This is a genomic window from Rhizobium sp. PAMB 3182, assembly GCF_052908355.1.
Map to the genome: position 1 here is coordinate 225,922 of NZ_CM128607.1, position 24,235 is coordinate 250,156.

Genomic DNA, 24,235 nt, shown 5'->3' on the forward strand with positions numbered 1-24,235 from the left:
TCCTAACCGCCCCGCATGTGTAATCGAAATTTCACACGCCTCCCGTATGATGACTTGGTATCAAATCACCGCTGCTTCCGCAATGCGGGAATCGGAACCGGCACCGTCCACATGGACAGTGCACTATCCAATGGCGGATAGACAAGTCGCTTACGCGTCAAAACGGTACGGACGGCAATATCAGAAATACTGGATCGAGACCCGGAACATCTGTTCGACATGTCGGACGGACTCGGCCAGCGCGAACAGGACGACGCGGTCCTTCGCCTTGATCTTCGTATCGCCGTTCAACGTCAACATCTTGCCGTCGCGGTAGATGGCGCCGAGACGAATGCCCTTCGGCAATTCGAGATCGCGGAACGGCACGCCGACCAGCGGCGAGGTTTCCAGTGCTTCCGCCTCGATGACTTCCGCTGCCCCCTTCTGCACGGCGTAGACCGAGCGAATGCGGCCCTTTCGGACATGCTGGAGCACCCGCGAGATCGTCACCGCCCGGGGATTGATGTGTGCGTCGATCCCGACGGCCTTCGTCATGTCGTGGAAGGACGGATTGTTCAAAAGAACGAGGCTCGACTTGCAGCCGAGTTCCTTGGCCATGACGGCGCTCAGAATATTCGTCTGGTCGTTGTTGGTCAGCGCCACCAGAAGCTCGGCGTCCTGGATATCGACCTGCTGGAGAATGTTCTGCTCGAGGACCGAACCGTTGAGGACGATGGCGTGGTTCAGCTGCTCGGAGATGGCGATCGCCCGTTCGCGGTTGTTTTCGATGATCTTCAGCGACGTCTTCGGCTGCATCTCCTCGATCGTCTTGGCGACGTAGTAGCCGATATTGCCGCCGCCGGCGATGACGATGCGCCGCGCTTCCGTTTCCTCATGGCCAAAAAGGCTCAGCGTGCGGCGGGTGTGGTCACGATGGCAGATGACATAGGCAAGATCGCCGGCGCGCAACTGGTCGCCGGAGCGGGCGATGAACAGGCGACCCTCGCGATAGACGCCTGTGACGGTCGCCATCAGGTCCGGGAAAAGCTGCGCGAGCTGCGCCAGAGGCGTGTTGAGGACCGGGCAGTCTTCCGTGCACTCGATCGCCAGCATCGCGACTTTGTCGTCGACGAATCGGACGATATCGGTGGCGCCGGGATAGGAAATGCGCCGCAGCACCATCTTGCCGACTTCGATCTCGGGCGAGATCGTCACGTCGATCGGCATGTGGTCGCGCGAAAACAGGTCGGAGTAATGCGACTGCAGATAGTTCTGCGCGCGGATACGGGCGATCTTCGTCGGCACGTTGAACAGCGAATGGGCGACCTGGCAGGCGACCATGTTGATCTCGTCATAGAGCGTGACGGCAATGATCATGTCGGCCTGGTCGGCGCCGGCCTTGGCCAGAACATCGGGATGGGCGCCATGGCCGACATAACCGCGCACATCCAGCGTGTCGGTCGTGGCGCTGATCAGCGATGCGGACACATCGATGACCGACACGTCGTTGCCTTCCTGGGACAAGCGTTCGGCAATGCCGTAACCGACCTGCCCTGCACCGCAAATAATGACTTTCATGCGTCTCTTTCCAATTATTCCGGCGTGCGCCCGGGCCTTATACGCCCAACGACTTCAGCTTGCGATGCAGCGCCGAGCGCTCCATGCCGACGAACTCCGCCGTGCGGGAAATATTGCCCCCGAAACGGTTGATCTGGGCGACCAGATAGTCCCGTTCGAACATCTCACGCGCCTCGCGCAGCGGCAAGGTCATGATATGCACGTCATTCTGGGCAGAGACCTTCGGCAGCATATCACTCAGATCCTGCGGCAGCATGTCGGCGGTGACGGTCGTCTCCGGATTGTCGCCGCTGGCGAGAATCATCAGCCGCTCGATGTTGTTGCGCAGCTGGCGGATGTTGCCAGGCCACTCATTGGCCTGCAGGACCGCCATGGCGTCGTCGCCGATATTGCGCAGCCGGATACCGGCCTGCTCGCAGATCTGCCGGATGAGGCTGTCCACGAGGAAGGGAATGTCCTCGCGGCGTTCGGCAAGCGACGGCACCTTGACCGGCACGACCGCCAGGCGATGGTAGAGGTCCTCGCGGAACAGGCCTTCAGCGATGCGGTTTTCCAGGTTCATGGCGGTCGAGGAAATGATGCGGACGTCCACCTTCACCCGCTTGTTGCCGCCGACGCGTTCGAACTGCTGGTCGATAAGCACGCGCAGGATCTTGTTCTGCGTCTCGCGCGGCATCTCGCCGATCTCGTCAAGGTAGAGCGTGCCGCGGTGGGCTTCCTCCAGCGCGCCGGTCTTGCGCGGCTGGCCGGGCATGCCCTCCGTGCCGAACAGCGCGATCTCCATGCGCTCGGGCGTGATCGCCGCCGCGTTCAGCGCAACGAACGGCCCGTTGGCGCGCTGCGACTTCTTGTGGATGGTGCGGGCGACGAGCTCCTTGCCGGAGCCGGACGGCCCGAGGATCATGATGCGCGAATTGGTCGGCCCGACCTTCTCGATGGTCTGGCGCAGATGCGACACGGCGACCGACGTGCCGATCAGTTCGATGCCGTCGCCGGCACGCTTCTTCAACTCCGAGACTTCGCGCTTCAGGTTGGAGTTTTCCAGCGCGCGCTCGGCGACGAGGATCAGCCGGTCGGTCTTGAACGGCTTCTCGATGAAGTCGAACGCACCGCGCTTGATCGCCGCAACGGCGGTCTCGATGTTGCCATGACCCGAGATCATCACGACCGGCACGTCAGGGTGACGGTTCTTGATCTCCTCCAGCAGCGCCAGCCCGTCGAGCTTGCTGCCCTGCATCCAGATATCGAGGAATATCAGCCGCGGCACGCGGTCGGAGATCGCCGCCAGCGCGCTGTCGCTGTCGAAAGCGGTGCGGGTCTCGTGCCCCTCGTCGGACAAGATGCCGGATACGATCTCGCGGATGTCTTCTTCGTCGTCGACGACAAGAATATCAGACGCCATTTACATCTTCCTCGTTCTTCTTCTTATCACCGTTCGCCGCGGCATTTATCGCCGGCAGAACGATGCGGATCATTGCGCCACGGCCGCGGTCGAATTCGGGCGGCGCGTCATGCAGTTCAATCTGGCCGCCGTGCTCCTCGATGATCTTCTTGACGATTGCCAGGCCCAGTCCGGTGCCCTTTTCGCGCATCGTCATGTAGGGCTCGAGAATGCGGCTGCGGTTTTCCTTCGGCAGGCCACGGCCGTTGTCGATCACATCGGCGACGATCTGCTCGCCGCCGGCGCTCTTGTGTGCGCGCACCAGGACTTTGCGCTCATCACCGATCTCGTCGCTCGGCACGGCCTCGATCGCCTCGACGGCGTTCTTGATGATGTTGGTGAAGGCCTGACCGAGCATACGAGAATCGAAATCGCCGATCAGCGGCTCGTCGCCGAACTCGCGATGAAAATCGATATGAGTCGTCCCCATTTCCCTGAGGAACATGGCATCCTTCAGGATATCGCGCAGGTCGGAACGCTCCTTGGTGGGCTTCGGCATGCGGGCGAAGGCGGAGAATTCATCGACCATGCGGCCGATGTCGCCGACCTGACGGACGATCGTGTCGGTGCACTGGTCGAAGACGGCGCGGTCGCTCTCGTCGATCTGCTTGCCGTAGCGGCGCTTCAACCGCTCGGCGGAAAGCTGGATCGGCGTCAGCGGGTTCTTGATCTCGTGCGCGATGCGCCGTGCGACGTCGGCCCAGGCGCTCGATCGCTGGGCAATCACGAGATCGGTGATGTCATCGACCGTCACGACATAGGAATCGCTGAAATCGCGCGATTCCTCACGCGTCACCTGCACGCTCAGCGTCCGCTCGTTGCCGCCACGCATGAACTGAATGTGCTTGGAGAAATCGCGGCGGTAGCGGCTGGCCGCTTCCGTCAGCACCTTGTCCATTTCCGGGGCGACATCCTGCAGCTTCCGGCCGATCAGATTGTCCACCGGCAGGCCGAACAGGACCTCCGCCGCCGAATTGACGATGCTGACGGTGCGGTCTGCCTCCACGCCGATTACGGCGGAGGTGACACCCGACAGAACCGCCTCGATGAACCGGCGGCGATCGTCGACATCGTCCTTGGCGACCAGGATTTCCTGCTGCTGGCTGCGGATTTCCGAAATCATCTTGTTGAAGGTGCGCGACAGGTTGCCGACGTCGCCGTCGGCGACGCGAACCGGGACCACGACATTCATGTTGCCCGAGGCCACGCTGTCGGCGGCGCTGATGAGCAACCGGATCGGCCTGACGATACGGTCGGCGATGGCGATGGCACCCCAGATGGCGGCCAGCAGAACGATCAGGGCGAAGCCCAGATAGAGAATGGCGAATGCGATCTGCAGCGACGTCCGGCCCTCCTCCATCGCCTTGTATTCGGCGGTGTTCTCCTCCATCTGCCGCATGGCGCGCATGACCTTCAGGTCAACGGCCCGCACGGTGTAGAGATAGGTTCCGGAAATCGCGTTCAGCGGGATGATGGCGCCGACGAGATTGGTGATGCCCGGCGGGATCAGTGTCGGCTGGCCGTCCTTCGCCTTCGCCAGGGCGTCCTGCGGAATGGCCGGCAAGGGCTTGTCGGTCTTGATGTCCGCCTGGACCACCGCCGAGCCGTCGCCGCGCACCAGGAAGGCGCCGAGCATTCCCCTGCCCTTGGCCTGGCGTGTCAGGAATTCCACGAAGCCGTTCCTGTCGAGATAGAAGACCGCGCGGTTGCGCTCTATGTCGTTGGCCATGGAGGCGGTCTGGCCCTGCAGGTAGCTGGCGTTTTCCATCATATAGGCCTGGGCGACATCGCGGGAGGATTCGATGATCGCCTGGGTGCGGATCGAAAACCAGCGGTCAAGGCCGACATTGAGCGTGAGGCTGGCGAAGATCGCTACAAGGATCGCCGGCGTGATGGCGACAACGGAGAAGAGGCCGACGATGCGGATGTGCAGCCGGGCCGCCGCCCGTCCGCGGCTGCGGGCGCTGATCAGGCGATAGACCTCGCGGCCGATCAGGAAGATCAGTCCTGCGACGAAGATCGCATTGATGATGGCCGAGGCGATGACGACATGCGTGGTCGGCTTGATCGGCGTAAGGCCGAGAAGCACGAACAGCGTCAGGATGGCGCAGAGCAGCGCGCCGGCCGCCAGGGCCAGCCCCGGCAACGCGAAGGAGGCATGCCGGTCGTGAACCGCCGCCACCACTTCCTTCTTCAGGAAAGAACGTCTGCCAGAATGGCCTTCCAAAGGCTGCTCCCCTGTCGAGCCCTGCAACGCCGGCATGTCACTCATGACAGGTCTTCCGACGACTCAAGATCGTATTCGTGTTGCCGCAAGAATCGTCGCGCGCGTCTGGCGCACCCGAAACTGAGTGACTTCCAAGCAACATTTTGTGGCGAAATTGCAACGCAACCTGGACAAATGTCAAGCGCCGCGGGAACTCCGGTAAACCGTGACACCCAGTTCGCGGATCTTCTTGCGCAGCGTATTGCGGTTCAGCCCGAGAAGATCGGCCGCCTTGATCTGATTGCCCCTGGTGGCCGTCAGCGCCGCCAGAATCAGCGGATACTCCATTTCCGACAGCACCCGTTCATAGAGACCGGGCGGCGGCAGGTTCTCGCCGAAGCCTGCGAAATAGCTGCGCATGTTCTCCTCGACCGCCTGCGAGATGGTCATCGAGCCGCTGGCGGACGACTTGTCGATCGGGCTGTCGGGAATATCGGTCCGCAACTCGGATTCGATGATCTCGCGGGTGATCACGTCCTGCGGATACAGCGCCAGCAGGCGGCGGATGAGGTTTTCCAGCTCGCGGACATTGCCCGGCCACGGATAGCCCTTCATGACCTCCAGCGCTTCGCCATCGAAGCGCTTGGAGCCGAGCCCTTCCTTTTCCGCCTGCTGGATGAAATGGCGGACGAGATCGGGAATATCCTCGGCGCGGTCGCGCAGCGGCGGCAGGCGCAGCGGCACGACATTCAGGCGGTAATACAGGTCCTCGCGGAACAGGCCCTTGTTGATCGAAACCTTCAGGTCCTTGTTGGTTGCCGCGACGATGCGCACGTCGGTACGGATCGGCGTGCGGCCGCCGACGGTCGTGTACTCGCCCTGCTGGAGAACGCGGAGCAATCGCGTCTGCGCATCCATCGGCATGTCGCCGATCTCGTCGAGAAACAGCGTGCCGCCCTGGGCCTGCTCGAACCGGCCTGTCGAACGCGCCTGGGCACCGGTGAAGGCACCCTTTTCATGGCCGAACAGCTCCGATTCGATCAGGTCACGCGGAATGGCGGCCATGTTGATGGCAACGAAGGGACCATTGCTGCGCTTGCCGTAATCATGCAGCGCGCGCGCCACGAGCTCCTTGCCGGTGCCCGACTCGCCGGTGATCATCAATGTCAGATCCGTTTGCATCAGGCGGGCCAGGACGCGGTAGATTTCCTGCATCGCGGCGGAGCGGCCGACCAGCGGCATGCCGTCCTGCACGTCGTCTTCCGGCTTGGTCGGCCGGCGCTTCGGTTCGGCCAGCGCCCGGCCGATGATCGAGATCAGCTCGGTCAAGTCGAAGGGCTTCGGCAGGTAGTCGTACGCGCCCTTCTCGCTCGCCTTGATGGCGGTCATGAAAGTGTTCTGCGCACTCATTACCAGAACCGGCAGATCGGGACGCGCCTTCTTGATGCGCGGCAGCAGGTCGAAGGCATTTTCGTCCGGCATGACGACGTCGGTCACCACGATGTCGCCCTCGCCGGCCGACACCCAACGCCACAGCGTGGCGGCGTTCGAGGTAATTCTCACGTCGTAGCCGGCGCGGCTCAGCGCCTGATTGAGCACCGTGCGAATGGCTGCATCGTCATCAGCAACGAGAACCGTGGCTGTCATATGTCACTTCCTGTTTTCGTTTTGCCATCGGCGGCACGTACACTGGGCTTGGAGGCCGGCATGAGGATCCTGAACGTCGTCTTCTGGTTCTGGCTGTCGCATTCGACAATGCCGCCATGCGCGCCGATGATCTTGGCGACCAGGGCAAGCCCGAGGCCGGAGCCGTTGGTTTTCGTGGTTATGAAGGGATCGAAGAGATGCGGCACGAGATCGGGCGCGATGCCGCCGCCATTGTCGTGAACGCAGAATTCCAGCGGCAGCGAGATCTTTTCCTTGGTGCCGGCGACCGAAAGGCGGATGCCCGGTCGGTAGGCCGTCGTCAGGCGAATCTCTCCCTCAGGATTGTCGCCGATCGCCTCGGCGGCATTCTTCACCAGGTTGAGGAAGACCTGCACCAGCTGGTCGCGGTTGGCGAAGACCAGCGGCAGTGAGGGGTCGTAATCCTCGGTTATCTTGATGTTGCGGGCAAAGCCGGCATAGGCCAGCGCCTTCACATGGTCGAGCACCGAATGGATGTTGATCGGCACCCGGTCGATCGGCCGTTCGTCGGAGAACACTTCCATGCGGTCGACGAGCGAGACGATGCGGTCGGTCTCGTCGCAGATCAGACGGGTCAGCGCCCGGTCGTCGTCGCCGACCGATGTTTCGAGCAGCTGGGCTGCGCCGCGAATGCCCGACAGCGGGTTCTTGATCTCGTGCGCCAGCATGGACGCGAGACCAGTCACCGAGCGGGCGGCGGCGCGCGAGGTCAGCTGCCGGTCGATCTTGTCAGCCATCGTGCGCTCCTGCAGGACGATGACGACGGAGCCGGAATCGGTGCCGACAGGCGCGACATAGATGTCGACAAGCTTTTCCTGTCCCAGCCGCGGCGAGCTCAGGTCGACGCGGTATTCGTTGACCGGCGCGCGGCGTTCGCGCACCTGATCGATCAGCGCCAGAAGCGGACTGCCGAACGGAATGAAGGTGGAAATCTTGTAGCGGGCGAGATGCGACGCGCTGGCCCCGAAGAAGGCCTCGGCCTGCCAGTTGGCGAACGCGATAAAGCCCTTCTCGTTGACGAGAATGACCGGATTCTGCATCGCATTGAGGACGGAGAGCGCCAGCACCCCGTTCTCGCCGTCGCTAAACGCGTTGGCTGGAAGATCGCTCATGCGGCTTCTCCCACCGCTGCAACGGCCAACGGCGCGTCGCGGCCGAGAGCCTCGGCCATGCGGGCAGAGACGAATGCCGTATCGGTCGAGGTCATGATGGCGGCCTTGTCCTGGGAGGGCAGATCGGGCGCATAGCGGTCCAGATACCAGCCGAGGTGCTTGCGCGCATGGCGCAGACCGCCTTCGCGGCCGTAAAATTCCAGCATCGATTCGTAATGTTCCAATATGATGTCCGTGATCTCGTGATGGGCGGGTTCTTCGCCGCCGGCCAGAACGCCCGGATGCCAGGGCCGTCCCTGGCAGGTGCGGCCGACCATGACCGCGTCGGCGCCGGTGATGGAAAGCAGATTTTCAACATCGTCCGCGCTTTCGACGTCGCCATTGGCGATGAACGGCAGCGAGACAGCCTCGCGCACGCGGGCAATGGCGTGCCAGTCCGCCGTTCCGGTGTAGAACTGCATGCGGGTACGGCCATGAACGGTGATCAGGCGAACACCTGCCAGTTCCGCCTGACGGGCGATCTCGGCAGCGTTCAGCGAGGTCTCATCCCAGCCGAGGCGCATCTTGACGGTCACCGGCACATCGACAGCCGCGACCGTCGCCTCGATGATCGAAAGCGCCAGCTCCGGATCGCGCATCAGCGCCGAGCCGGAATAGCCGCCGATGACCTTTTTGGCCGGGCAGCCCATGTTGATGTCGATGATGTCGGCCCCGTTGTCGGCGGCAATCCTGGCGGCTTCCGCCATCCAGTGCGGTTCGCGGCCGGCAAGCTGCACGACATGCGGACCGGTGTCGCCCGCCTTCAGCCGTGACCAGGATTCGCCGCGGCTCATCACCAGTTCACGCGACGCCACCATCTCGGTAACGACCAGTCCCGCCCCATAACGCCAGGAGAGCCGGCGGAACGGCAGATCCGTGACGCCCGACATGGGCGCAAGCACCACACGGTTGCGCACCATCACCGGACCGATGTGGAAAGCTGAACTGGGATCGCGCGCCAACAAATGACCATCTTTCGGGCAGTCTGAATTTTGCACTATTTTTAGACACTCCAGAGACGCTTGCCAAGAGAAATCGGATAGCCAAGATATTTTTTAGGCAAATGCACCAATGGCACGCTTTGTCGACATTCCGGTGACTGAAACGCGCCCTCCTAACACTCCGGGACCGCGCCGCCAACAGGCAATCCGGCATTTGCGCTGGCAAAATCCGGGCAGAATCGCTAGGACGGCGAAAGGTTTGACGCTTTCAGGCACGGTGCGCGATGCAATCCCCCAAAACTCCGCTTTCGATCGGCACGGTGGTCGTCGCCGCAGGTCGCGGCGAACGGGCCGGCGCCGGCAAGGATGGCCCGAAACAGTATCAGCGGATCGGTGGCCGGCCGGTGATCGCCGAGACGCTGGCGCGTCTCATTGCCTGGCGCCCCGACATGCCGATCGCCGTCGTCATCCATCCGGATGATCGCGCACTCTGCGACGACGCGCTGGCTCCGTTTGCCGATCATGACGGGCTCACCATCGTCACCGGGGGCGCCATGCGCCAGCAGTCGGTCCTCAACGGACTGGAAGCGCTGCGGGCGGCAGGTGTAACGCATGTCTACATCCAGGATGCGGTTCGCCCCTTCATCGACGATGGCCTGCTGGATCGGGTCGAGCAGGCGCTCGCCGCAGGTGCCGATGCCGCCCTGCCGGTCCTGCCGGTCGCGGATACGCTGAAGCGCGGCACGGCAGACGGCCTGGTTGCCGAAACCGTGTCCCGTCAAGGCCTGTTTGCGGCCCAGACGCCGCAGGCGTTCCGCTTCGAGGCCATTCTGGAGGCGCATCGCCGGGCGGCGGAGCTGGGGCGCAGCGACTTCACCGACGACGCGGCGATCGCCGAGTGGGCCGGCATTCCGGTTCGCCTGGTGGAAGGATCTCCGGACAATTTCAAGCTCACAGTCAGGCGAGACATGATCATGGCGGACGAAAGGCTCGGCGGCGGACTTCTCCCGGACGTGCGGACCGGCAACGGCTACGATGTCCACCAGCTGGAGCCCGGCGACGGCGTGACGCTTTGCGGGATCTTCATCCCGCACGACCAGAGGCTGAAGGGGCATTCCGACGCGGATGTCGCCCTGCACGCGCTCACCGATGCGTTGCTGGCCACCTGCGGTGCCGGCGATATCGGCGACCATTTCCCGCCCTCCGATCCGCAGTGGAAGGGCGCCGCCTCGCGGATCTTTCTCGAGCATGCGGCAAGGATCGTCCGCGACAATGGCGGGACGATCATGAATGCCGACGTTTCGCTCATTGCCGAAGCACCGAAGGTGGGCCCGCACCGCAACGCCATGCGGGAGGCGCTGTCCGGCATGCTGAAGATCACGATCGACCGCTGCTCGGTGAAAGCGACGACCAACGAGACCATCGGCTTCGTCGGACGGCGCGAGGGCATCGCGGCGATCGCGACCGCAACCGTCGTCTATGGAAGGACAAGGGCATGACACGCTTTCCCGAAGAGATCGACGAGCTCGCCGCCCGCGTCGTCTACGAATTCACCGCCAAGGGACTGATGGTCGCCACGGCGGAATCCTGCACCGGCGGGCTGATTGCCGGCGCGCTCACCGAGGTTGCCGGCTCGTCCGCCGTCGTCGATCGCGGCTTCGTCACCTACAGCAACGAAGCGAAGCAGGAGATGATCGGCGTCAAGGCGGAAACGCTTGCCGCCCATGGCGCCGTGTCGAAAGAGACGGCACTGGAAATGGCTGCGGGCGCGCTTGCCAAGTCTCGGGCGGACCTGGCGGTCGCGGTCACCGGCATCGCCGGTCCGGGCGGCGGAACGGCGGAAAAGCCGGTTGGCCTCGTCCATCTCGCCGCCTGCCGCAAGGACGGTCGCAGCCAACATCTGGAAATGCGGTTCGGCGCGCTCGGACGCGACGGCGTCAGGACCGCGACGGTGCGCGTGGCCCTCGACCTGCTCCTGGAACTCGCTCAGGCAGAATAAATCGACGCCGCCCGCTTCTCGAAGGCTTCGGCAAACATGCGGAAGGCGCGGTCGAACATGGCGCCCATCATCGCGCCGAGAATACGGCTCTTGAACTCGTAGTCGATATAGAAGCGGATCTGGCAACCGCCCTCGCCTTCGGGCTCGAAGCGCCAGCGGTTGTCGAGATAGCGGAACGGTCCGTCGATGTATTTGACGTCGATCGCATGTTCGTCCGGCTTCAACAGGACCTGGGTGGTGAACGTCTCGCGGATGGCCTTGTAGCCGATGCTCATGTCGGCCACCAGCAAGGTCTTGCCCTCCCGCTCCTTGCGCGAACGCACGGTCAGCGCCTCGCACAGCGGCAGGAATTCCGGATAGCGCTCGACATCAGCCACCAGTGCAAACATCTGATCGGGCGTGTGGGGAACGGAGCGGAGTGTCTCGAACTTCGGCATGGTTCAGAGCTAGCGAGCACGCGACGAAATCTCAAGGAGTCGCTGGCCGTCATGATGCGATTTCAACACCAAAACCGGGACATCCGGACCGTATGTCGCGAATTTCTCCGCGATTTCCGGGACCTCGTTGCGTTCGAAGTTCCAGATGTAGGTGAGAAAGTTCCACTCCGGCCAGTGCTCCGGGCACCCCTCCGCCATCTCCGGTCGGACCGCCCCGTAAGACTTCCAGACGCGGCTGTAGACGCCCCACAGCGATCGCCAGCGCGGCGGACGAAACCAGATGGCGAGATCCGTCCGCGGCAGCCTCAGGTCCATCGTTCCGGGACTGGTACCATCCATCAGCCAGCGATCGCCCTCGACAGCCTCCCCGATACGCCGGCGGATTTCCCCGCGCTCGCGCATCTTCCAGCCGGGCAGCCAGAAGAACTCCCTGTCCATAGAAAAATACGGCAGGTCGAACAGACCGCACAGCTTGCGCGACAGCGTGCTCTTGCCGCTGCCCGAGCACCCGAAGACGATGATGCGGTTGGCCGCCGGCAGGATCGCTGCGGCCTGATCAATTGTCAGGAAATTCATGAATACGGCTCCCGTCGAAGCGGCGCAACCTGCCGTATCCCTTTGCGATTTACAACACCCTCTGGGCTGTTTATGGCAGCTGCGTCAAGCCGCCTCAATCGGCCTTATGTCATCGAGCCCTTTGGCGGCTTTCATGGCCGCCGCCAAGTCACACGCCCGCTGGATATTCAACCAGAACTCCGGTGAGTTCGAGAAATAGCGGGATAGCCGCAACGCTGTCTCGGCATCCAACGGCACAAGACCGTTCAGCAAGTCATTTAAGCGACCCTGGTTGAGGCCAAGATCGCGCGCCAGCTTCTCAGTGGTAAGTCCGTAATCCGCCATAAACTCTTCCCGCAGGATTTCTCCGGGAGTAATCGGATTTTCGGGCAGAAACAGCATGACCTTACCTCAATGATAGTCGCAGATTTCGACGTCATGGGCGTCGCCATCTGCATAACGAAAACAGATTCGCCACTGATCGTTGATCCGAATGGAGAACTGACCGTCGCGATCGCCCCTCAGCCGTTCCAATCGATTGCTGGGTGGGACACGCAGATCATCAACGACCTTCGCTGCATTCAAGGACGTCAGCTTCCGTTGCGCTCTTTCAAGAATATCGCCGGGCAGGCGTTTGGACCGTCCCGACAGAAAGAGCCTTTCCGTCTGCTTATCCTTGAAAGACCTTATCACGAAGCACGTTCACAAATCAAAGGCACCGCCCTATTCCGCCAAGGCCAGCTTCTTTTCCCGGTTGGCTTTGAGGCGGGCGAAATCGTCGCCGGCGTGGTGCGAGGAGCGGGTCAGCGGCGAGGACGAGACCATCAGGAAGCCCTTGGCATAGGCGACCGTTTCATAGGACTTGAACTCGTCCGGCGTGACAAACCGCTCCACCTTGTGGTGCTTGCGGGTCGGCTGCAGGTACTGGCCGATCGTCAGGAAGTCGACGTCTGCGGTGCGCAGATCGTCCATCAGCTGCAGGACTTCGTTGCGCTCCTCTCCGAGGCCGACCATGATGCCGGACTTGGTGAACATGGTCGGGTCCAGTTCCTTGACCCGCTGCAGAAGCCGGATCGAGTGGAAGTAGCGGGCGCCCGGACGCACCGTCAGGTAATTGCCGGGCACCGTTTCCAGGTTGTGGTTGAAGACGTCGGGCTTGGCGGCGACGACGCGTTCCAGCGCTCCGGGCTTCTTCAGGAAGTCCGGGGTCAGGATTTCGATGGTCGTTTCCGGAGAAGCCGCGCGGATCGCAAAGATCACCTTCTCGAAATGCTCGGCACCGCCATCCTCCAGATCGTCGCGGTCGACGGAGGTGATGACGACATGCTGCAGGCCCATTTCACGGACCGCCTTGGCGACATTTGCGGGCTCGTCGAGGTCGAGCGCGTTCGGCTTGCCCGTCGCCACGTTGCAGAAGGCACAGGCGCGGGTACAGATCTCGCCCATGATCATGAAGGTGGCGTGCTTCTTGTCCCAGCACTCGCCGATATTGGGGCAGCCCGCTTCCTCGCAGACCGTCACCAGCTTGTTTTCCTTCACGATCGAACGGGTTTCCATGTAACCCTTCGACGTCGGCGCCTTCACCCGGATCCAGTCCGGCTTGCGCATGACTTCCGTGTCCGGGCGATGTGCCTTTTCCGGATGCCGCACGCGCTTGGCGTCGGGAGAAACCCTGTCGAGAATCGTGACCATGTCTGTCCTTCCGCGACGGGTCGTCTCACCCGCCGCATCGTGCCTAGTTCGTCAGCGCCTGATGGCGCGTCCGAGGAATATAAGAATGCAGGCGCCGCCGAAACCCACAATCAGGTAGGTCAGCAATCCGGTTCCTGCATAGATGCCGAACTTCCGCAGCAGGAAGTTCAGGAGCGCCGCCCCGATGATCCCCAGCAGAATGTTCATGAAGAGGCCCATATTGCTCTTCATCACGCGTTCGGCAAGCCACCCGGCTATACCGCCGACAATGATTGCACCGAGCCAGCCCACACCGTTCAAGTCCATAGAGATATCCTCGCGATAGCCAATTGATCCGAAATCAGGCGTTCAAAGCGCGTCCATAGGCATCGAGCACGCTTTCCTTCATCATTTCAGAAAGGGTGGGATGCGGGAAGATGGTGTGCATCAGTTCTTCCTCGGTCGTCTCCAGGTTCATGGCGACGACGAAGCCCTGGATAAGTTCGGTGACTTCCGCGCCGACCATGTGGGCGCCGATCAGCTCGCCGGTCTTCTTGTCGAAGATCGTCTTGACCATGCCCTGGTCCTCGCCGAGCGCCACGGCCTTGCCGTTGGCGACGAAGGAGAAGCGGCCGACGCGGATATCGCGGCCCTGCTCCTTGGCCTTGGCTTCGGTCAGGCCGACGGAGGCGACCTGCGGGTTGCAGTAGGTGCAGCCCGGGATCTTGCTCTTGTCGGTCGCATGCACGTTCGGGAGGCCGGCTATCTTTTCGACACAGACGACGCCTTCGTGCTCGGCCTTGTGGGCGAGCAGCGGCGGGCCGGCGACATCGCCGATCGCATAGATGCCCGGGACGCTGGTCTTGCCGTAGCCGTCGGCGACGATGAAGCCGCGGTCGGTCTTCACGCCGACGGCCTCAAGCCCGATGTTCTCGATATTGGCCTGGACGCCGACGGCCGAGATCATCCGGTCTGCGGTGATCTTCTCCGTTTTGCCGTCCTTCAGCTCGATGGTCGCGGTCACCGAATTCGCGCCCTTCTCGACCTTGGCGACCTTGGCTTCCAGCAGGATCTTGATGCCCTGCTTTTCGAACTGCTTCTTGGCGAGCGCCGAGATTTCGGCGTCCTCGACCGGCATGACCTGCTTCATGATCTCGACGACGGTCACGTCGACGCCCATGGTGCGGTAGAAGCTCGCAAACTCGATGCCGATAGCACCGGAGCCCATGACCAAGAGCGACTTCGGCATTTCTTCCGGCTTCATCGCCTCGAAATAGGTCCAGATCAGCTTGCCGTCGGGCTCGATGCCCGGAAGCGCACGCGGGCGGGCGCCGGTAGCGACGATGATGTGCTTGGCGGTGTAAGTGCCTTCGCCGAGCGTGTTCTTCGGCACGGGGCCCATCGGCTCCATCGGCTTTTTGGTCGTCTTGCCGACAACGATCTCGCCGGGCTTGGTGATCTTCGCCTCGCCCCAGATGATGTCGACCTTGTTCTTCTTGAACAGGAAACCGACGCCGTTGTTCATGCGATGGGCGATGCCGCGCGAACGGGCGACGATGGCCTTCACGTCCGGCTTCATCGCGCCTTCGAGCGTGAGGCCGTAATCCTTGGCGTGGACGGCGGTGTGCATGACATCGGCGGTGCGCAGCAGCGCCTTGGTCGGGATACAACCCCAGTTGGAGCAGATGCCGGCCAGATGTTCGCGCTCGACAACGGCGACCTTCATGCCAAGCTGGGCGGCGCGGATGGCGGCCACATAGCCGCCGGGGCCGGAACCGATGATGATGACGTCATAAGCATTCGACATGGGCGTTTCCACTCCTCGATTGTTATGCGAACGGCAGCGACCGCCCGCTGATCGGGAGTGGTTGCCCCGGCCTTCAGTCCTTGCTCACTTCCGAGAGGGCATCCGGCACGTCTTCGAGGCTGACCAGCATCCCGTAGATTTCATCCTTGAGCCGCATCCGCTTCTTCCGCATGTCCTCCATGCGGGCGTCGTCGGTCGGCTCGATATTCGTTTCGGCGCGATGAACGGCCCGGTTTATGTCGTGATATTCCGTCCACAGGCGATGGAAGTGCCCATCGGTCTCGCGAAGAAATCGCATCTTGCTGACATATTCGGGAAATTCGTCTGCCAGTTCGTGCGGAGTGTGCGCCATGGTGAAAGCCCCTCGTTTCCGATGGGCTTCAGGCTATTGCACTCCGTCCCTACCTCCTTGATCTGCGTCAAATTCCAAGCTGCATTCTGACAATCGGCTCCAGTCCACGGCCGATCGCCCGGGTGTTCTCGGCATTGAGATGCACGCCATCGACCGGTGTGGCCTTCGCGACCGAGGCCGCGTCGAAAAAGCCGCAGCCCTTGTCGTCAGCGAGATCGCGGTAAAGCGTGCCCAGCATCTTCGACTGCTCGATGCCGCCGCGGAAGGCTGCGGCGAAATCCTCGTTCGCAGTCTCCACCAGATGCGGCGGCGAGACGATGAGGATTTCCGGCGCGTCGTAGTCGAACGGCCAGGCATGATAGCGCACGAGGTCGATCAGCCGCGCCATGCCGCGGGTGGCGGCATGGGCGGAACCGGCGACCGCCGGCTTCATGTCGTTCGTGCCGAGCATGATGATGACCAGGTCGAGCGGCGCGTGGGAATGCAGGATCGTCGGCAGAACCCGCGCGCCGTTGCGGTCGCAATCGGCCATGTGATCGTCGAACGCCGTAGTGCGGCCATTCAGTCCTTCCGCGATGACGACAGCCCCCTCGCCCAGCGCCTTCTGCAGGACGCTCGGCCAACGGTCCTCATAGGCATGACGGCCGGCATTTTCGGCGTCATGCCCGAAGGTGAGACTGTCACCGTAGCACAGAACGGTTTTCATGGCCGGTCACCGCCCTCAGACCAGCATCGACATCGGATTTTCGATGTAACCCTTGAACGCGCCGAGCAGCTCGGCACCGAGAGCGCCGTCAACGCAGCGGTGGTCGGTCGACAGCGTGACCGTCATCATCTGTGCGATGACCATCTCGTCGTTCTTGACGATGACACGCTTCTGGCCTGCACCGACCGCGAGGATCGTCGCATGCGGCGGGTTGACGACGGCGGCGAAGTTGGAGACGCCCATCATGCCCATGTTGGAGACCGCAGTCGTGCCGCCCTGGTATTCCTCAGGCTTCAGCTTGCGTTCCTTGGCCCGCTTGCCGAGGTCCTTCATCTCGTTGGAGATGGTGGACAGCGCCTTGGTTTCGGCCTTCCGAATGATCGGCGTGATCAGACCGCCGGGGATCGACACGGCGACGCCGACATCGGCGTGCTTGTGCTTGACCATGTTGGTGTCGGTCCAGGAGACGTTGGCATCCGGCACGTCGCGCAGCGCCAGCGCCATGGCCTTGATGACCATGTCGTTGACCGAGAGCTTGTAGGCCGGACGGTCGTCCTTGCGCGGAGCCGCGTCGTTCAGCTGCGAGCGCAGCGCCAGAAGCGCGTCGAGTTCGCAATCGACCGAAACGTAGAAGTGCGGGATCGTCTGCTTGGATTCCTGCAGGCGCTTAGCGATCGTCTTGCGCATGCCGTCATGCGGCACGAGCTCGTAGGAGCCTTCCTCGAAGAGCTTGAGGACGGCTTCTTCCGACATGCCCTTGGGCGCCGCGGCCTGCGGGGCTGCTGCGGCCGGAGCGGCAGCGGCTGCTGCCGGCTTGGCGGCACCGCCGGACTTGGCCTTTTCGACATCCGCCTTCACGATACGGCCATGCGGGCCGGAACCGGAAATGGCCGAGAGATCGAGACCGGCTTCCTTGGCCAGCCGGCGCGCCAGCGGCGAGGAGAAGATGCGTTCGCCATGTGCCGTCGGCGCGGGACCGGCGGTCTGCGTGGCGGCAGGTGCTGCGGGCGCAGCAGCGGCAGCCGGTGCCGGTTCAGCCTTCGGAGCGTCGGCTTTGGGGGCTTCGGATTTCGGTGCCTCGGCCTTGGCGTCACCGCCGCCGCCCTTGGCAGCGTCGGCCACGTCCTCGCCTTCACCGGCGAGGATAGCGATCAGGGCATTGACCTTCACACCTTCTGTGCCGGCAGGAACGACGATCTTGGCGACCGTGCCCTCATCGACGGCTTCGACTTCCATCGTCGCCTTGTCCGTTTCGATTTCGGCGATGACATCACCGGGAGCGACCGCATCGCCTTCCTTGACGAGCCACTTGGCGAGATTGCCTTCTTCCATGGTCGGCGAAAGCGCCGGCATCGTAATATTGATCGGCATGTCTCTATCCCTCCCCGTTACTTGTAGCAGACGGCTTTGACCGCCTCGACGACTTCGCCAACGGTCGGCAGAGCCAGCTTTTCGAGGTTTGCCGCGTAGGGCATCGGAACGTCCTTGCCGGCAATGGTGATGACCGGGGCATCAAGATAGTCGAAGGCCTCGCGGCTGACGCGGTTGGCGATGAAGTCGCCGACCGACGACTGCGGATAGCCTTCCTCGACGGTGACGAGACGACCGGTCTTCTTGACCGATTCGATGACCGTCGGCAGATCCATCGGACGGATGGTGCGCAGGTCGATGATCTCGACGTCGATGCCTTCCTTTTCCAGCTCGGCTGCAGCCTTGACCGCATAGGTCATGCCGATGCCGAAGGAGACGAGCGTCGCGTCCTTGCCGGAACGGTGGATGCGGGCCTTGCCGATCGGCAGCACGAAATCGTCCAACTTCGGCACGTCGAAGGTCTGGCCGTAGAGGATTTCGTTTTCGAGGAAGATGATCGGGTTCGGATCGCGGATCGCAGCCTTCAGAAGGCCCTTGGCATCCGCCGCCGTATAGGGCTGGATGACCTTGAGGCCCGGAATGTGGCTGTACCAGGCGGCATAATCCTGGCTGTGCTGGGCGGCAACGCGGGCAGCTGCACCGTTCGGACCGCGGAACACCATCGGAGCACCCATCTGGCCGCCCGACATGTAGAGCGTCTTGGCGGCAGAGTTGATGATCTGGTCGATCGCCTGCATGGCGAAGTTGAAGGTCATGAACTCGACGATCGGGCGCAGGCCGGCCATGGCCGCACCGACGCCGACGCCGGCAAAGCCGTGCTCGGTGATCGGCGTGTCGATGACGCGCTTGGCACCAAATTCCTGCAGAAGGCCCTGGGTCACCTTGTAGGCGCCCTGGTATTCGGCCACTTCCTCGCCCATAACGAAAACGTTGCCGTCACGGCGCATTTCCTCGGCCATGGCGTCGCGAAGCGCGTCGCGCACGGTCGTCGGCACCATTTCCGTGCCTTCCGGGATGGACGGATCGGACGGCGCGCTCGCCTGAGCGGGTGCCGCCGGAACGGGGGCTGCGGCGGCCGCGGGCTTTTCAGCCGGAGCCGGCGCTTCGGCCGGTGCTGGTGCCGCCTTCGGCTTGTCGGAAATCGCGTCGGCGCTCTCGCCTTCCTGCAAGAGGACGGCGATCGGCGTGTTGACCTTGACGCCTTCGGTGCCGGCGTCGATCAGGATCTTGCCGATCACGCCTTCATCGACGGCCTCGACTTCCATCGTCGCCTTGTCGGTTTCGATTTCCGCGATCACGTCGCCGGAGGTGACGGTGTCGCCCTCCTTCTTCAGCCATTTGGACAGCGTACCTTCTTCCATCGTCGGAGAAAGGGCAGGCATAAGAATTTCAATCGTCATGGATATCCCTCCCCGAGATCAAAGCAGGATGTCAGTGTAGAGCTCGGAGGTATCCGGCTCCGGATCGTTCTGCGCAAAGTCGGCGCTGTCGGCGACGATGTTGCGGACGTCCTTGTCCAGTTCCTTGAGCTCGTCTTCGCTAGCCCAGCCCTTTTCGAGGAGCCGTGCCTTGACCTGTTCGATCGGGTCGTGTTCGGAGCGCATCTTCTGCACTTCGTCCTTGGAGCGGTATTTCGCCGGGTCGGACATGGAGTGGCCGCGGTAGCGGTAGGTCATCATTTCGAGAATGAACGGACCCTTGCCGCTGCGGGCATGTTCGAGGGCAACCTCGCCGGCCGCCATGACGGCGCGGACATCCATGCCGTCGACCTGCATGCCGGGAATGCCGAAGGAGGCGCCGCGCTGCGAATAATCGGTCTGCGCCGTCGAGCGGGCATTCGAGGTGCCCATGGCGTAGCGGTTGTTCTCGATCACGTAGACGACCGGAAGCTTCCACAGCTGCGCCATGTTGAAGCTTTCATAGACCTGGCCCTGGTTGGCCGCGCCGTCGCCGAAATAGGCGATCGAGACGTTGCCGTTCTCGCGGTACCAGTTGGAGAAGCCGAGACCCGTGCCGAGCGACACCTGGGCGCCGACGATGCCGTGACCGCCGTAGAACTGCTTCTCCTTGGAGAACATGTGCATGGAACCGCCCTTGCCCTTGGAGTATCCACCCCGTCGGCCGGTAAGCTCCGCCATCACGCCACGCGCTTCCATGCCGGTTGCCAGCATGTGTCCGTGGTCGCGATAGCCGGTGATGACCTGGTCGCCATCCTTCATCGCCATCTGCATGCCGATGACGACTGCTTCCTGGCCGATATAGAGGTGACAGAAGCCACCGATGAAGCCCATGCCATAGAGCTGGCCGGCCTTCTCCTCGAACCGGCGGATGAGGAGCATTTCGCGGTACGCGGAAAGTTCCTGCTCCTTCGAGAACTCGACGATCGAGCCCGAAACGGTATCTTTTTTAGCTTGAGACTTCGCCGCTGGCTTGCGGCTGGAAGCAGACGCGGTTTTTCGCGGCGCCATGTAGCCCTCCCTTAAAGGTGCTTCGACTGTTCTTGTCGCGAAATACCATAGGGAAGAAAGCGGCTGTCAGCAATGCCATAAATGCATAGCTACTATTCTCATAACTTTCTGTTTTATCTGTGAAAAATTCAATTAACCGGATTTCGGTTAATTCTTCGCAGTGCGAAAAATGACGATCTCGTCGGCGCGCGAAAGATTGAGAGCGTAGCGAGCGCGCTCGTCCAGCATGTCCTTGTCGATCGAACCGTCACTCAAAAGTGCAACCCGCTTCTGCAGGCTCTCGGCCTGGCGGGTCAAACCATCCAGCTCCTCCTGCAACCGGACAATCCTGCCGTCGAGTTTCTGACCGGCCTCGAGACCATAGGTCCCATGGATGCAATAGTACCCGAAATAGGACAGGAAGGCGACCGAAATGGCCGGAATGATCAGACGGACAGTCTTTTTCTGCTTGTGATGTTTTGTCCACATACTCACGAAACCTGGAACGCATTACGCTACTGCCGATCAAACTAACGCGGATTGATTAATCGTCCGTTGACCATGGCGGGCAGCAAAACAAAAACCGCGCCCCTTGCGGGACGCGGTTCGAGAAACGGTCAGTTGATTGCAGGCTTTGAAAAAAAATCAGCCGCGCAGGATCGAGCGGCCGGCAAATTCCGCCTGAAGGCCCAGCTGCTCCTCGATGCGGATCAGCTGGTTGTACTTGGCGATACGGTCCGAGCGCGACAGCGAACCGGTCTTGATCTGCCCGCAATTGGTGGCGACTGCCAGGTCGGCGATCGTCGAATCTTCAGTTTCGCCCGAGCGGTGCGACATGACGGCGGTATAACCGGCCTTGTGCGCGGTCTCGACGGCATCCAGCGTTTCGGTGAGCGAGCCGATCTGGTTGACCTTGACGAGGATGGAGTTGGCGACACCCATCTTGATGCCGTCACGCAGGCGGGCCGAATTGGTGACGAACAGGTCGTCGCCGACGAGCTGGCACTTGGAACCGATCTTGTCGGTCAGGTACTTCCAGCCATCCCAGTCGTCTTCGGCCATGCCGTCCTCGATCGAGATGATCGGGTACTTGGCAGCCAGCTCAGCGAGGTAGTCCGCCATGGCTTCCGGCTCCAGCGTGCGGCCTTCGCCTTCCATGACGTACTTGCCGTCCTTGAAGAATTCGGTCGAGGCGCAATCGAGCGCCAGCTGGATGTCGTCGCCCGGACGATAGCCGGCCTTCTCGATGGACTTCATGATGAAGTCGAGGGCTTCCGGAGCGCTTTTCAGGCCCGGTGCGAAACCGCCTTCGTCGCCGACATTAGTGTTGTGACCGCCGGCGGCCAGTTGCTTCTTCAGGACATGAAAGACTTCCGAACCCATGCGCACGGCATCGCGCAGCGTGTCGGCGCCGACCGGCATGATCATGAATTCCTGGAAGTCGATCGGGTTGTCGGCATGCGCGCCGCCATTGATGATGTTCATCATCGGCACCGGCAGGAGACGGGCGTTCGGGCCGCCGACGTAACGGTAGAGCGGCAGGCCGGACGATTCGGCGGCAGCCTTGGCGACGGCCAGCGATACGCCGAGGATGGCGTTGGCGCCGAGGCGCGACTTGTTCGGCGTGCCGTCAAGCTCGATCATCGCCTTGTCGATCTGGATCTGGTTTTCGGCGTCGAAACCGCCGATCGCGTCGAAGATCTCGGTGTTGACCGCCTCGACCGCCTTCTCGACGCCCTTGCCGTGATAGCGCTCGCCGCCATCGCGCAGTTCGACGGCTTCGTGCGCGCCGGTCGACGCACCCGACGGAACCGCAGCGCGGCCCATGCTGCCGTCTTCCAGATAGACGTCGACTTCAACAGTCGGATTGCCGCGGCTGTCGAGGATTTCACGGCCGATGATATCGATGATAGCGGTCATTTTCGTTTCCTGCCTGGGGTCGTTTGTGGAACTTCCGTCACGAAGTTTTCCGGGGAATAGCCTGTCATAATCGAACAGGCCGGAATTTCAATGCCGTCGGACCGCAGCGGCCCGGCGACGGCATAATTTCATCTCTCCGTCATCAACCGGACTTGGCGATGGCGTCGAAGGCGAGCAGCTTTTCCAGGAGCGCCTCGAGCTTGTCGATCTGCACCATGTTCGGGCCGTCGGAGGGCGCATTGTCGGGGTCCTCATGCGTCTCGATGAAGACACCGGCAACGCCGACGGCAACGGCCGCGCGCGCCAGCGTTTCGACGAATTCGCGCTGGCCGCCGGAAGAGCCGCCCTGCCCGCCCGGCTGCTGCACGGAATGAGTCGCATCAAAGATCACCGGCGCGCCCATGGCGGCCATGATCGGCAGCGAGCGCATGTCGGAGACCAGCGTGTTGTAGCCGAAGGACGCGCCGCGTTCGCAGAGCAGAACATTCGGATTGCCGCTGACGTTCAGTTTCTTTAGGACGTTCTTCATGTCCCAGGGCGCGAGGAACTGCCCCTTCTTCACATTGATCACCCGGCCCGTCTTCGCCGCAGCGACCAGAAGATCGGTCTGACGGCAGAGGAAGGCCGGAATCTGCAGGATGTCGACGGCCGGGGCGACGAGCGCGCACTGCTCTTCGGTATGAATGTCGGTCAGAACCGGAAAGCCGTATTCCTTCTTGAGGTCGGCGAAGACTTCCATTGCCTTGTCGAGACCGATGCCGCGCTCGGCACCGATCGAGGTGCGGTTCGCCTTGTCGTAGGAGCTTTTGTAAACGAGTCCGATCCCGAGACGCTTGCAGATCTCGCTCAGCCTGCCCGCCATCATGAACGCGTGATCGCGGCTTTCCATCTGGCACGGGCCGGCAATCAGCGACAGTTTACCCGTGTTCGAAAACGTCACCTGCCCGGCGCCATCACCGACAACGACCGCGGAATTGGTTTGATCGCTCATTTTTCTTCCTCGAATGCAAAAAGAACGCCCTGACCGGGCTCATGCGGCACCAGAACGCGGCCGGCGCGCTCCTCGAAGGCGACGCCGTTTTCGGCGAGACAGGCCTTCAACCGCTCGATATCCGTGACCTTGAAAACGACCGCCCGGCCACGCAAGCCGCGGGCATGGGTAGAACCCTTGAGGCCGAACCGATCCTTCAGGCCAGCGGGATTAAGCGTGGCGATGATGGCGTTATCGAGCCCGACATCCATGCCGAACGGATGCTCGGCCGTTTCGTGACTGACAGCGACCATCTGCAGAAAGTCCTTGAAATCTGCCGGTTTCGGCTCGGAAAGCACAACCTGGGCAATACCGGTCACCCCATTCTCGTGGGTTTCCAGCGCCTTGCCGGCGGACGGCAGGGCAGCGATGCGCTGGCAGGCGAAGGCAAAGAAGTCCGGCGATCTAAGGTCGGCGGCAAAGGCGAGCTTGAAACTGGCCGTCCTTTCGGTGCCGTCCGGCAGGCGGCCGACCCGGGAGAAGGACAGCATGGGACCGGCGGAGACGCCGCTTGCGGCAAAACGCTGGTGATCGGCATCGGCGTCGTCCGTGTTGACGACGATGGCACAGAGGCCCTCGTCGCCGTGGCGAAAGCGGATGGCCTGATCGCGGGCGATGAAGGTGTTGCCGTTGAACGCGGCCGCCTCGCAGGCCTCACGATCGGCTACTGCCAGCGGCTCCAGATAGGTGCCATCGGACAGGAAGACGCAGGAATTCGCAGTGCCAAAGGGATGAATGCCGTCGGGGGCGACGGTGAAGCCGAGTTGGGCGAGCCGCGCGCGGGACATCGCGATCGACGTCACCGGCAGAACCAGATGATCCAGAAGGCGGCGGCCGGCAGACCCGGTTGCATCCATGTGCGACTTCCTCCATTTCGCCGCTGATGTGCTTCATCCGTGGCCGATTTGCAAGTCTTGGCGCGAACATTCGTCGCCCCACCCCGCCATCGGTTGATTTG

Annotated in this window: 24 protein-coding genes; 2 read left to right on the forward strand and 22 right to left on the reverse strand. The window is 62.3% G+C overall.

Features of this window, described 5'->3' with window-relative positions; all coding sequences use genetic code 11:
• Positions 1–180: 180 nt before the first annotated feature.
• The 6 genes from trkA to dusB all read right to left on the reverse strand — a co-directional run bounded on the left by trkA (position 181) and on the right by dusB (position 8,961).
• Positions 181–1,557 (reverse strand): Trk system potassium transporter TrkA, encoded by a 1,377-nt coding sequence (gene trkA / locus ACU5AZ_RS01235; RefSeq protein WP_446824268.1) that lies wholly within the window; start codon positions 1,555–1,557, stop codon positions 181–183.
• Positions 1,558–1,594: 37 nt separating this feature from the next.
• A complete protein-coding gene (gene ntrX, locus ACU5AZ_RS01240; protein ID WP_446824269.1) occupies positions 1,595–2,959 on the reverse strand; it encodes a nitrogen assimilation response regulator NtrX in 1,365 nt (454 codons plus the stop codon).
• Positions 2,949–5,261, reverse strand: coding sequence for an ATP-binding protein (locus ACU5AZ_RS01245; RefSeq protein ID WP_446826078.1), 2,313 nt, complete (start codon positions 5,259–5,261; stop codon positions 2,949–2,951). The genes ntrX and ACU5AZ_RS01245 overlap by 11 nt, the downstream gene beginning before the upstream one ends.
• Positions 5,262–5,402: 141 nt before the next feature.
• Entirely contained in the window at positions 5,403–6,851 is a 1,449-nt protein-coding gene (gene ntrC / locus ACU5AZ_RS01250) for a nitrogen regulation protein NR(I) (RefSeq protein ID WP_446824270.1), read from the reverse strand.
• Positions 6,848–8,002 carry a two-component system sensor histidine kinase NtrB gene (locus ACU5AZ_RS01255; protein ID WP_446824271.1) on the reverse strand — a complete coding sequence of 385 codons (1,155 nt, stop codon included), beginning with the start codon at positions 8,000–8,002 and terminating at the stop codon, positions 6,848–6,850. The genes ntrC and ACU5AZ_RS01255 overlap by 4 nt, the downstream gene beginning before the upstream one ends.
• Positions 7,999–8,961, reverse strand: coding sequence for a tRNA dihydrouridine synthase DusB (gene dusB, locus ACU5AZ_RS01260; RefSeq protein WP_446826079.1), 963 nt, complete (start codon positions 8,959–8,961; stop codon positions 7,999–8,001). Before dusB ends, ACU5AZ_RS01255 begins: the two co-directional genes overlap by 4 nt.
• A 305-nt stretch (positions 8,962–9,266) precedes the next feature.
• On the opposite strand from dusB, the gene ACU5AZ_RS01265 reads away from it, so the two are divergent.
• Complete coding sequence (locus ACU5AZ_RS01265; RefSeq protein WP_446824272.1) at positions 9,267–10,481, forward strand: bifunctional 2-C-methyl-D-erythritol 4-phosphate cytidylyltransferase/2-C-methyl-D-erythritol 2,4-cyclodiphosphate synthase; 1,215 nt, start codon at positions 9,267–9,269, stop codon at positions 10,479–10,481.
• The gene (locus ACU5AZ_RS01270) at positions 10,478–10,981 is read left to right on the forward strand and encodes a CinA family protein (RefSeq protein ID WP_446824273.1); all 504 of its coding nucleotides are present in this window, start codon (positions 10,478–10,480) and stop codon (positions 10,979–10,981) included. The genes ACU5AZ_RS01265 and ACU5AZ_RS01270 overlap by 4 nt, the downstream gene beginning before the upstream one ends.
• Here the strand turns inward: ACU5AZ_RS01270 and ACU5AZ_RS01275 are convergent.
• From ACU5AZ_RS01275 to ACU5AZ_RS01350, 16 genes are all read right to left on the reverse strand, one after another.
• Positions 10,969–11,418: a type II toxin-antitoxin system RatA family toxin gene (locus ACU5AZ_RS01275; protein WP_446824274.1), complete on the reverse strand. Its 450-nt coding sequence runs from the start codon at positions 11,416–11,418 to the stop codon at positions 10,969–10,971. The two genes, ACU5AZ_RS01270 and ACU5AZ_RS01275, sit on opposite strands and share 13 nt — an antisense overlap.
• A 9-nt stretch (positions 11,419–11,427) precedes the next feature.
• Complete coding sequence (locus ACU5AZ_RS01280) at positions 11,428–11,994, reverse strand: AAA family ATPase (RefSeq protein WP_446824275.1); 567 nt, start codon at positions 11,992–11,994, stop codon at positions 11,428–11,430.
• Positions 11,995–12,078: 84 nt separating this feature from the next.
• On the reverse strand, positions 12,079–12,375 hold the full coding sequence (locus tag ACU5AZ_RS01285; RefSeq protein WP_446824276.1) for a HigA family addiction module antitoxin: 297 nt from the start codon (positions 12,373–12,375) through the stop codon (positions 12,079–12,081).
• A gap of 9 nt (positions 12,376–12,384) precedes the next feature.
• Positions 12,385–12,666, reverse strand: coding sequence for a type II toxin-antitoxin system RelE/ParE family toxin (locus tag ACU5AZ_RS01290; RefSeq protein WP_446824277.1), 282 nt, complete (start codon positions 12,664–12,666; stop codon positions 12,385–12,387).
• Between the two features lie 30 nt (positions 12,667–12,696).
• Positions 12,697–13,665, reverse strand: a complete 969-nt coding sequence (gene lipA / locus ACU5AZ_RS01295) for a lipoyl synthase (RefSeq protein ID WP_446824278.1) — start codon at positions 13,663–13,665, stop codon at positions 12,697–12,699.
• Between the two features lie 51 nt (positions 13,666–13,716).
• Positions 13,717–13,971 (reverse strand): GlsB/YeaQ/YmgE family stress response membrane protein, encoded by a 255-nt coding sequence (locus ACU5AZ_RS01300; RefSeq protein ID WP_446824279.1) that lies wholly within the window; start codon positions 13,969–13,971, stop codon positions 13,717–13,719.
• A 34-nt stretch (positions 13,972–14,005) separates the two neighbouring features.
• Entirely contained in the window at positions 14,006–15,451 is a 1,446-nt protein-coding gene (lpdA, locus tag ACU5AZ_RS01305) for a dihydrolipoyl dehydrogenase (RefSeq protein WP_261930188.1), read from the reverse strand.
• Positions 15,452–15,524: 73 nt separating this feature from the next.
• Complete coding sequence (locus ACU5AZ_RS01310) at positions 15,525–15,803, reverse strand: YdcH family protein (protein WP_446824280.1); 279 nt, start codon at positions 15,801–15,803, stop codon at positions 15,525–15,527.
• Between the two features lie 67 nt (positions 15,804–15,870).
• On the reverse strand, positions 15,871–16,509 hold the full coding sequence (locus ACU5AZ_RS01315; protein ID WP_446824281.1) for an SGNH/GDSL hydrolase family protein: 639 nt from the start codon (positions 16,507–16,509) through the stop codon (positions 15,871–15,873).
• A gap of 15 nt (positions 16,510–16,524) precedes the next feature.
• Positions 16,525–17,880 (reverse strand): pyruvate dehydrogenase complex dihydrolipoamide acetyltransferase, encoded by a 1,356-nt coding sequence (locus tag ACU5AZ_RS01320; protein ID WP_446824282.1) that lies wholly within the window; start codon positions 17,878–17,880, stop codon positions 16,525–16,527.
• 17 nt (positions 17,881–17,897) lie between these two features.
• The gene (locus tag ACU5AZ_RS01325) at positions 17,898–19,280 is read right to left on the reverse strand and encodes a pyruvate dehydrogenase complex E1 component subunit beta (RefSeq protein WP_446824283.1); all 1,383 of its coding nucleotides are present in this window, start codon (positions 19,278–19,280) and stop codon (positions 17,898–17,900) included.
• Between the two features lie 18 nt (positions 19,281–19,298).
• Positions 19,299–20,348 (reverse strand): pyruvate dehydrogenase (acetyl-transferring) E1 component subunit alpha, encoded by a 1,050-nt coding sequence (gene pdhA, locus ACU5AZ_RS01330; protein WP_446824284.1) that lies wholly within the window; start codon positions 20,346–20,348, stop codon positions 19,299–19,301.
• 147 nt (positions 20,349–20,495) lie between these two features.
• Positions 20,496–20,816, reverse strand: coding sequence for an FtsB family cell division protein (locus ACU5AZ_RS01335; RefSeq protein ID WP_446824285.1), 321 nt, complete (start codon positions 20,814–20,816; stop codon positions 20,496–20,498).
• A 156-nt stretch (positions 20,817–20,972) separates the two neighbouring features.
• The gene (eno, locus tag ACU5AZ_RS01340) at positions 20,973–22,247 is read right to left on the reverse strand and encodes a phosphopyruvate hydratase (RefSeq protein ID WP_261930195.1); all 1,275 of its coding nucleotides are present in this window, start codon (positions 22,245–22,247) and stop codon (positions 20,973–20,975) included.
• Between the two features lie 142 nt (positions 22,248–22,389).
• The gene (gene kdsA, locus ACU5AZ_RS01345; RefSeq protein WP_446824286.1) at positions 22,390–23,238 is read right to left on the reverse strand and encodes a 3-deoxy-8-phosphooctulonate synthase; all 849 of its coding nucleotides are present in this window, start codon (positions 23,236–23,238) and stop codon (positions 22,390–22,392) included.
• Positions 23,235–24,134: a VOC family protein gene (locus tag ACU5AZ_RS01350; protein WP_446824287.1), complete on the reverse strand. Its 900-nt coding sequence runs from the start codon at positions 24,132–24,134 to the stop codon at positions 23,235–23,237. The genes kdsA and ACU5AZ_RS01350 overlap by 4 nt, the downstream gene beginning before the upstream one ends.
• Between the last annotated feature and the right edge of the window lie 101 nt (positions 24,135–24,235).

Coding starts and splice junctions, on each gene's coding strand:
- trkA (WP_446824268.1), bottom strand. CDS start 1,557: ATGAAAGTCATTATTTGCGGTGCAGGGCAGGTCGGTTACGGCATTGCC.
- ntrX (WP_446824269.1), bottom strand. CDS start 2,959: ATGGCGTCTGATATTCTTGTCGTCGACGACGAAGAAGACATCCGCGAG.
- ACU5AZ_RS01245 (WP_446826078.1), bottom strand. CDS start 5,261: ATGCCGGCGTTGCAGGGCTCGACAGGGGAGCAGCCTTTGGAAGGCCAT.
- ntrC (WP_446824270.1), bottom strand. CDS start 6,851: ATGACAGCCACGGTTCTCGTTGCTGATGACGATGCAGCCATTCGCACG.
- ACU5AZ_RS01255 (WP_446824271.1), bottom strand. CDS start 8,002: ATGAGCGATCTTCCAGCCAACGCGTTTAGCGACGGCGAGAACGGGGTG.
- dusB (WP_446826079.1), bottom strand. CDS start 8,961: ATGGTGCGCAACCGTGTGGTGCTTGCGCCCATGTCGGGCGTCACGGAT.
- ACU5AZ_RS01265 (WP_446824272.1), top strand. CDS start 9,267: ATGCAATCCCCCAAAACTCCGCTTTCGATCGGCACGGTGGTCGTCGCC.
- ACU5AZ_RS01270 (WP_446824273.1), top strand. CDS start 10,478: ATGACACGCTTTCCCGAAGAGATCGACGAGCTCGCCGCCCGCGTCGTC.
- ACU5AZ_RS01275 (WP_446824274.1), bottom strand. CDS start 11,418: ATGCCGAAGTTCGAGACACTCCGCTCCGTTCCCCACACGCCCGATCAG.
- ACU5AZ_RS01280 (WP_446824275.1), bottom strand. CDS start 11,994: ATGAATTTCCTGACAATTGATCAGGCCGCAGCGATCCTGCCGGCGGCC.
- ACU5AZ_RS01285 (WP_446824276.1), bottom strand. CDS start 12,375: ATGCTGTTTCTGCCCGAAAATCCGATTACTCCCGGAGAAATCCTGCGG.
- lipA (WP_446824278.1), bottom strand. CDS start 13,665: ATGGTCACGATTCTCGACAGGGTTTCTCCCGACGCCAAGCGCGTGCGG.
- ACU5AZ_RS01300 (WP_446824279.1), bottom strand. CDS start 13,971: ATGGACTTGAACGGTGTGGGCTGGCTCGGTGCAATCATTGTCGGCGGT.
- lpdA (WP_261930188.1), bottom strand. CDS start 15,451: ATGTCGAATGCTTATGACGTCATCATCATCGGTTCCGGCCCCGGCGGC.
- ACU5AZ_RS01310 (WP_446824280.1), bottom strand. CDS start 15,803: ATGGCGCACACTCCGCACGAACTGGCAGACGAATTTCCCGAATATGTC.
- ACU5AZ_RS01315 (WP_446824281.1), bottom strand. CDS start 16,509: ATGAAAACCGTTCTGTGCTACGGTGACAGTCTCACCTTCGGGCATGAC.
- ACU5AZ_RS01320 (WP_446824282.1), bottom strand. CDS start 17,880: ATGCCGATCAATATTACGATGCCGGCGCTTTCGCCGACCATGGAAGAA.
- ACU5AZ_RS01325 (WP_446824283.1), bottom strand. CDS start 19,280: ATGACGATTGAAATTCTTATGCCTGCCCTTTCTCCGACGATGGAAGAA.
- pdhA (WP_446824284.1), bottom strand. CDS start 20,348: ATGGCGCCGCGAAAAACCGCGTCTGCTTCCAGCCGCAAGCCAGCGGCG.
- ACU5AZ_RS01335 (WP_446824285.1), bottom strand. CDS start 20,816: ATGTGGACAAAACATCACAAGCAGAAAAAGACTGTCCGTCTGATCATT.
- eno (WP_261930195.1), bottom strand. CDS start 22,247: ATGACCGCTATCATCGATATCATCGGCCGTGAAATCCTCGACAGCCGC.
- kdsA (WP_446824286.1), bottom strand. CDS start 23,238: ATGAGCGATCAAACCAATTCCGCGGTCGTTGTCGGTGATGGCGCCGGG.
- ACU5AZ_RS01350 (WP_446824287.1), bottom strand. CDS start 24,134: ATGGATGCAACCGGGTCTGCCGGCCGCCGCCTTCTGGATCATCTGGTT.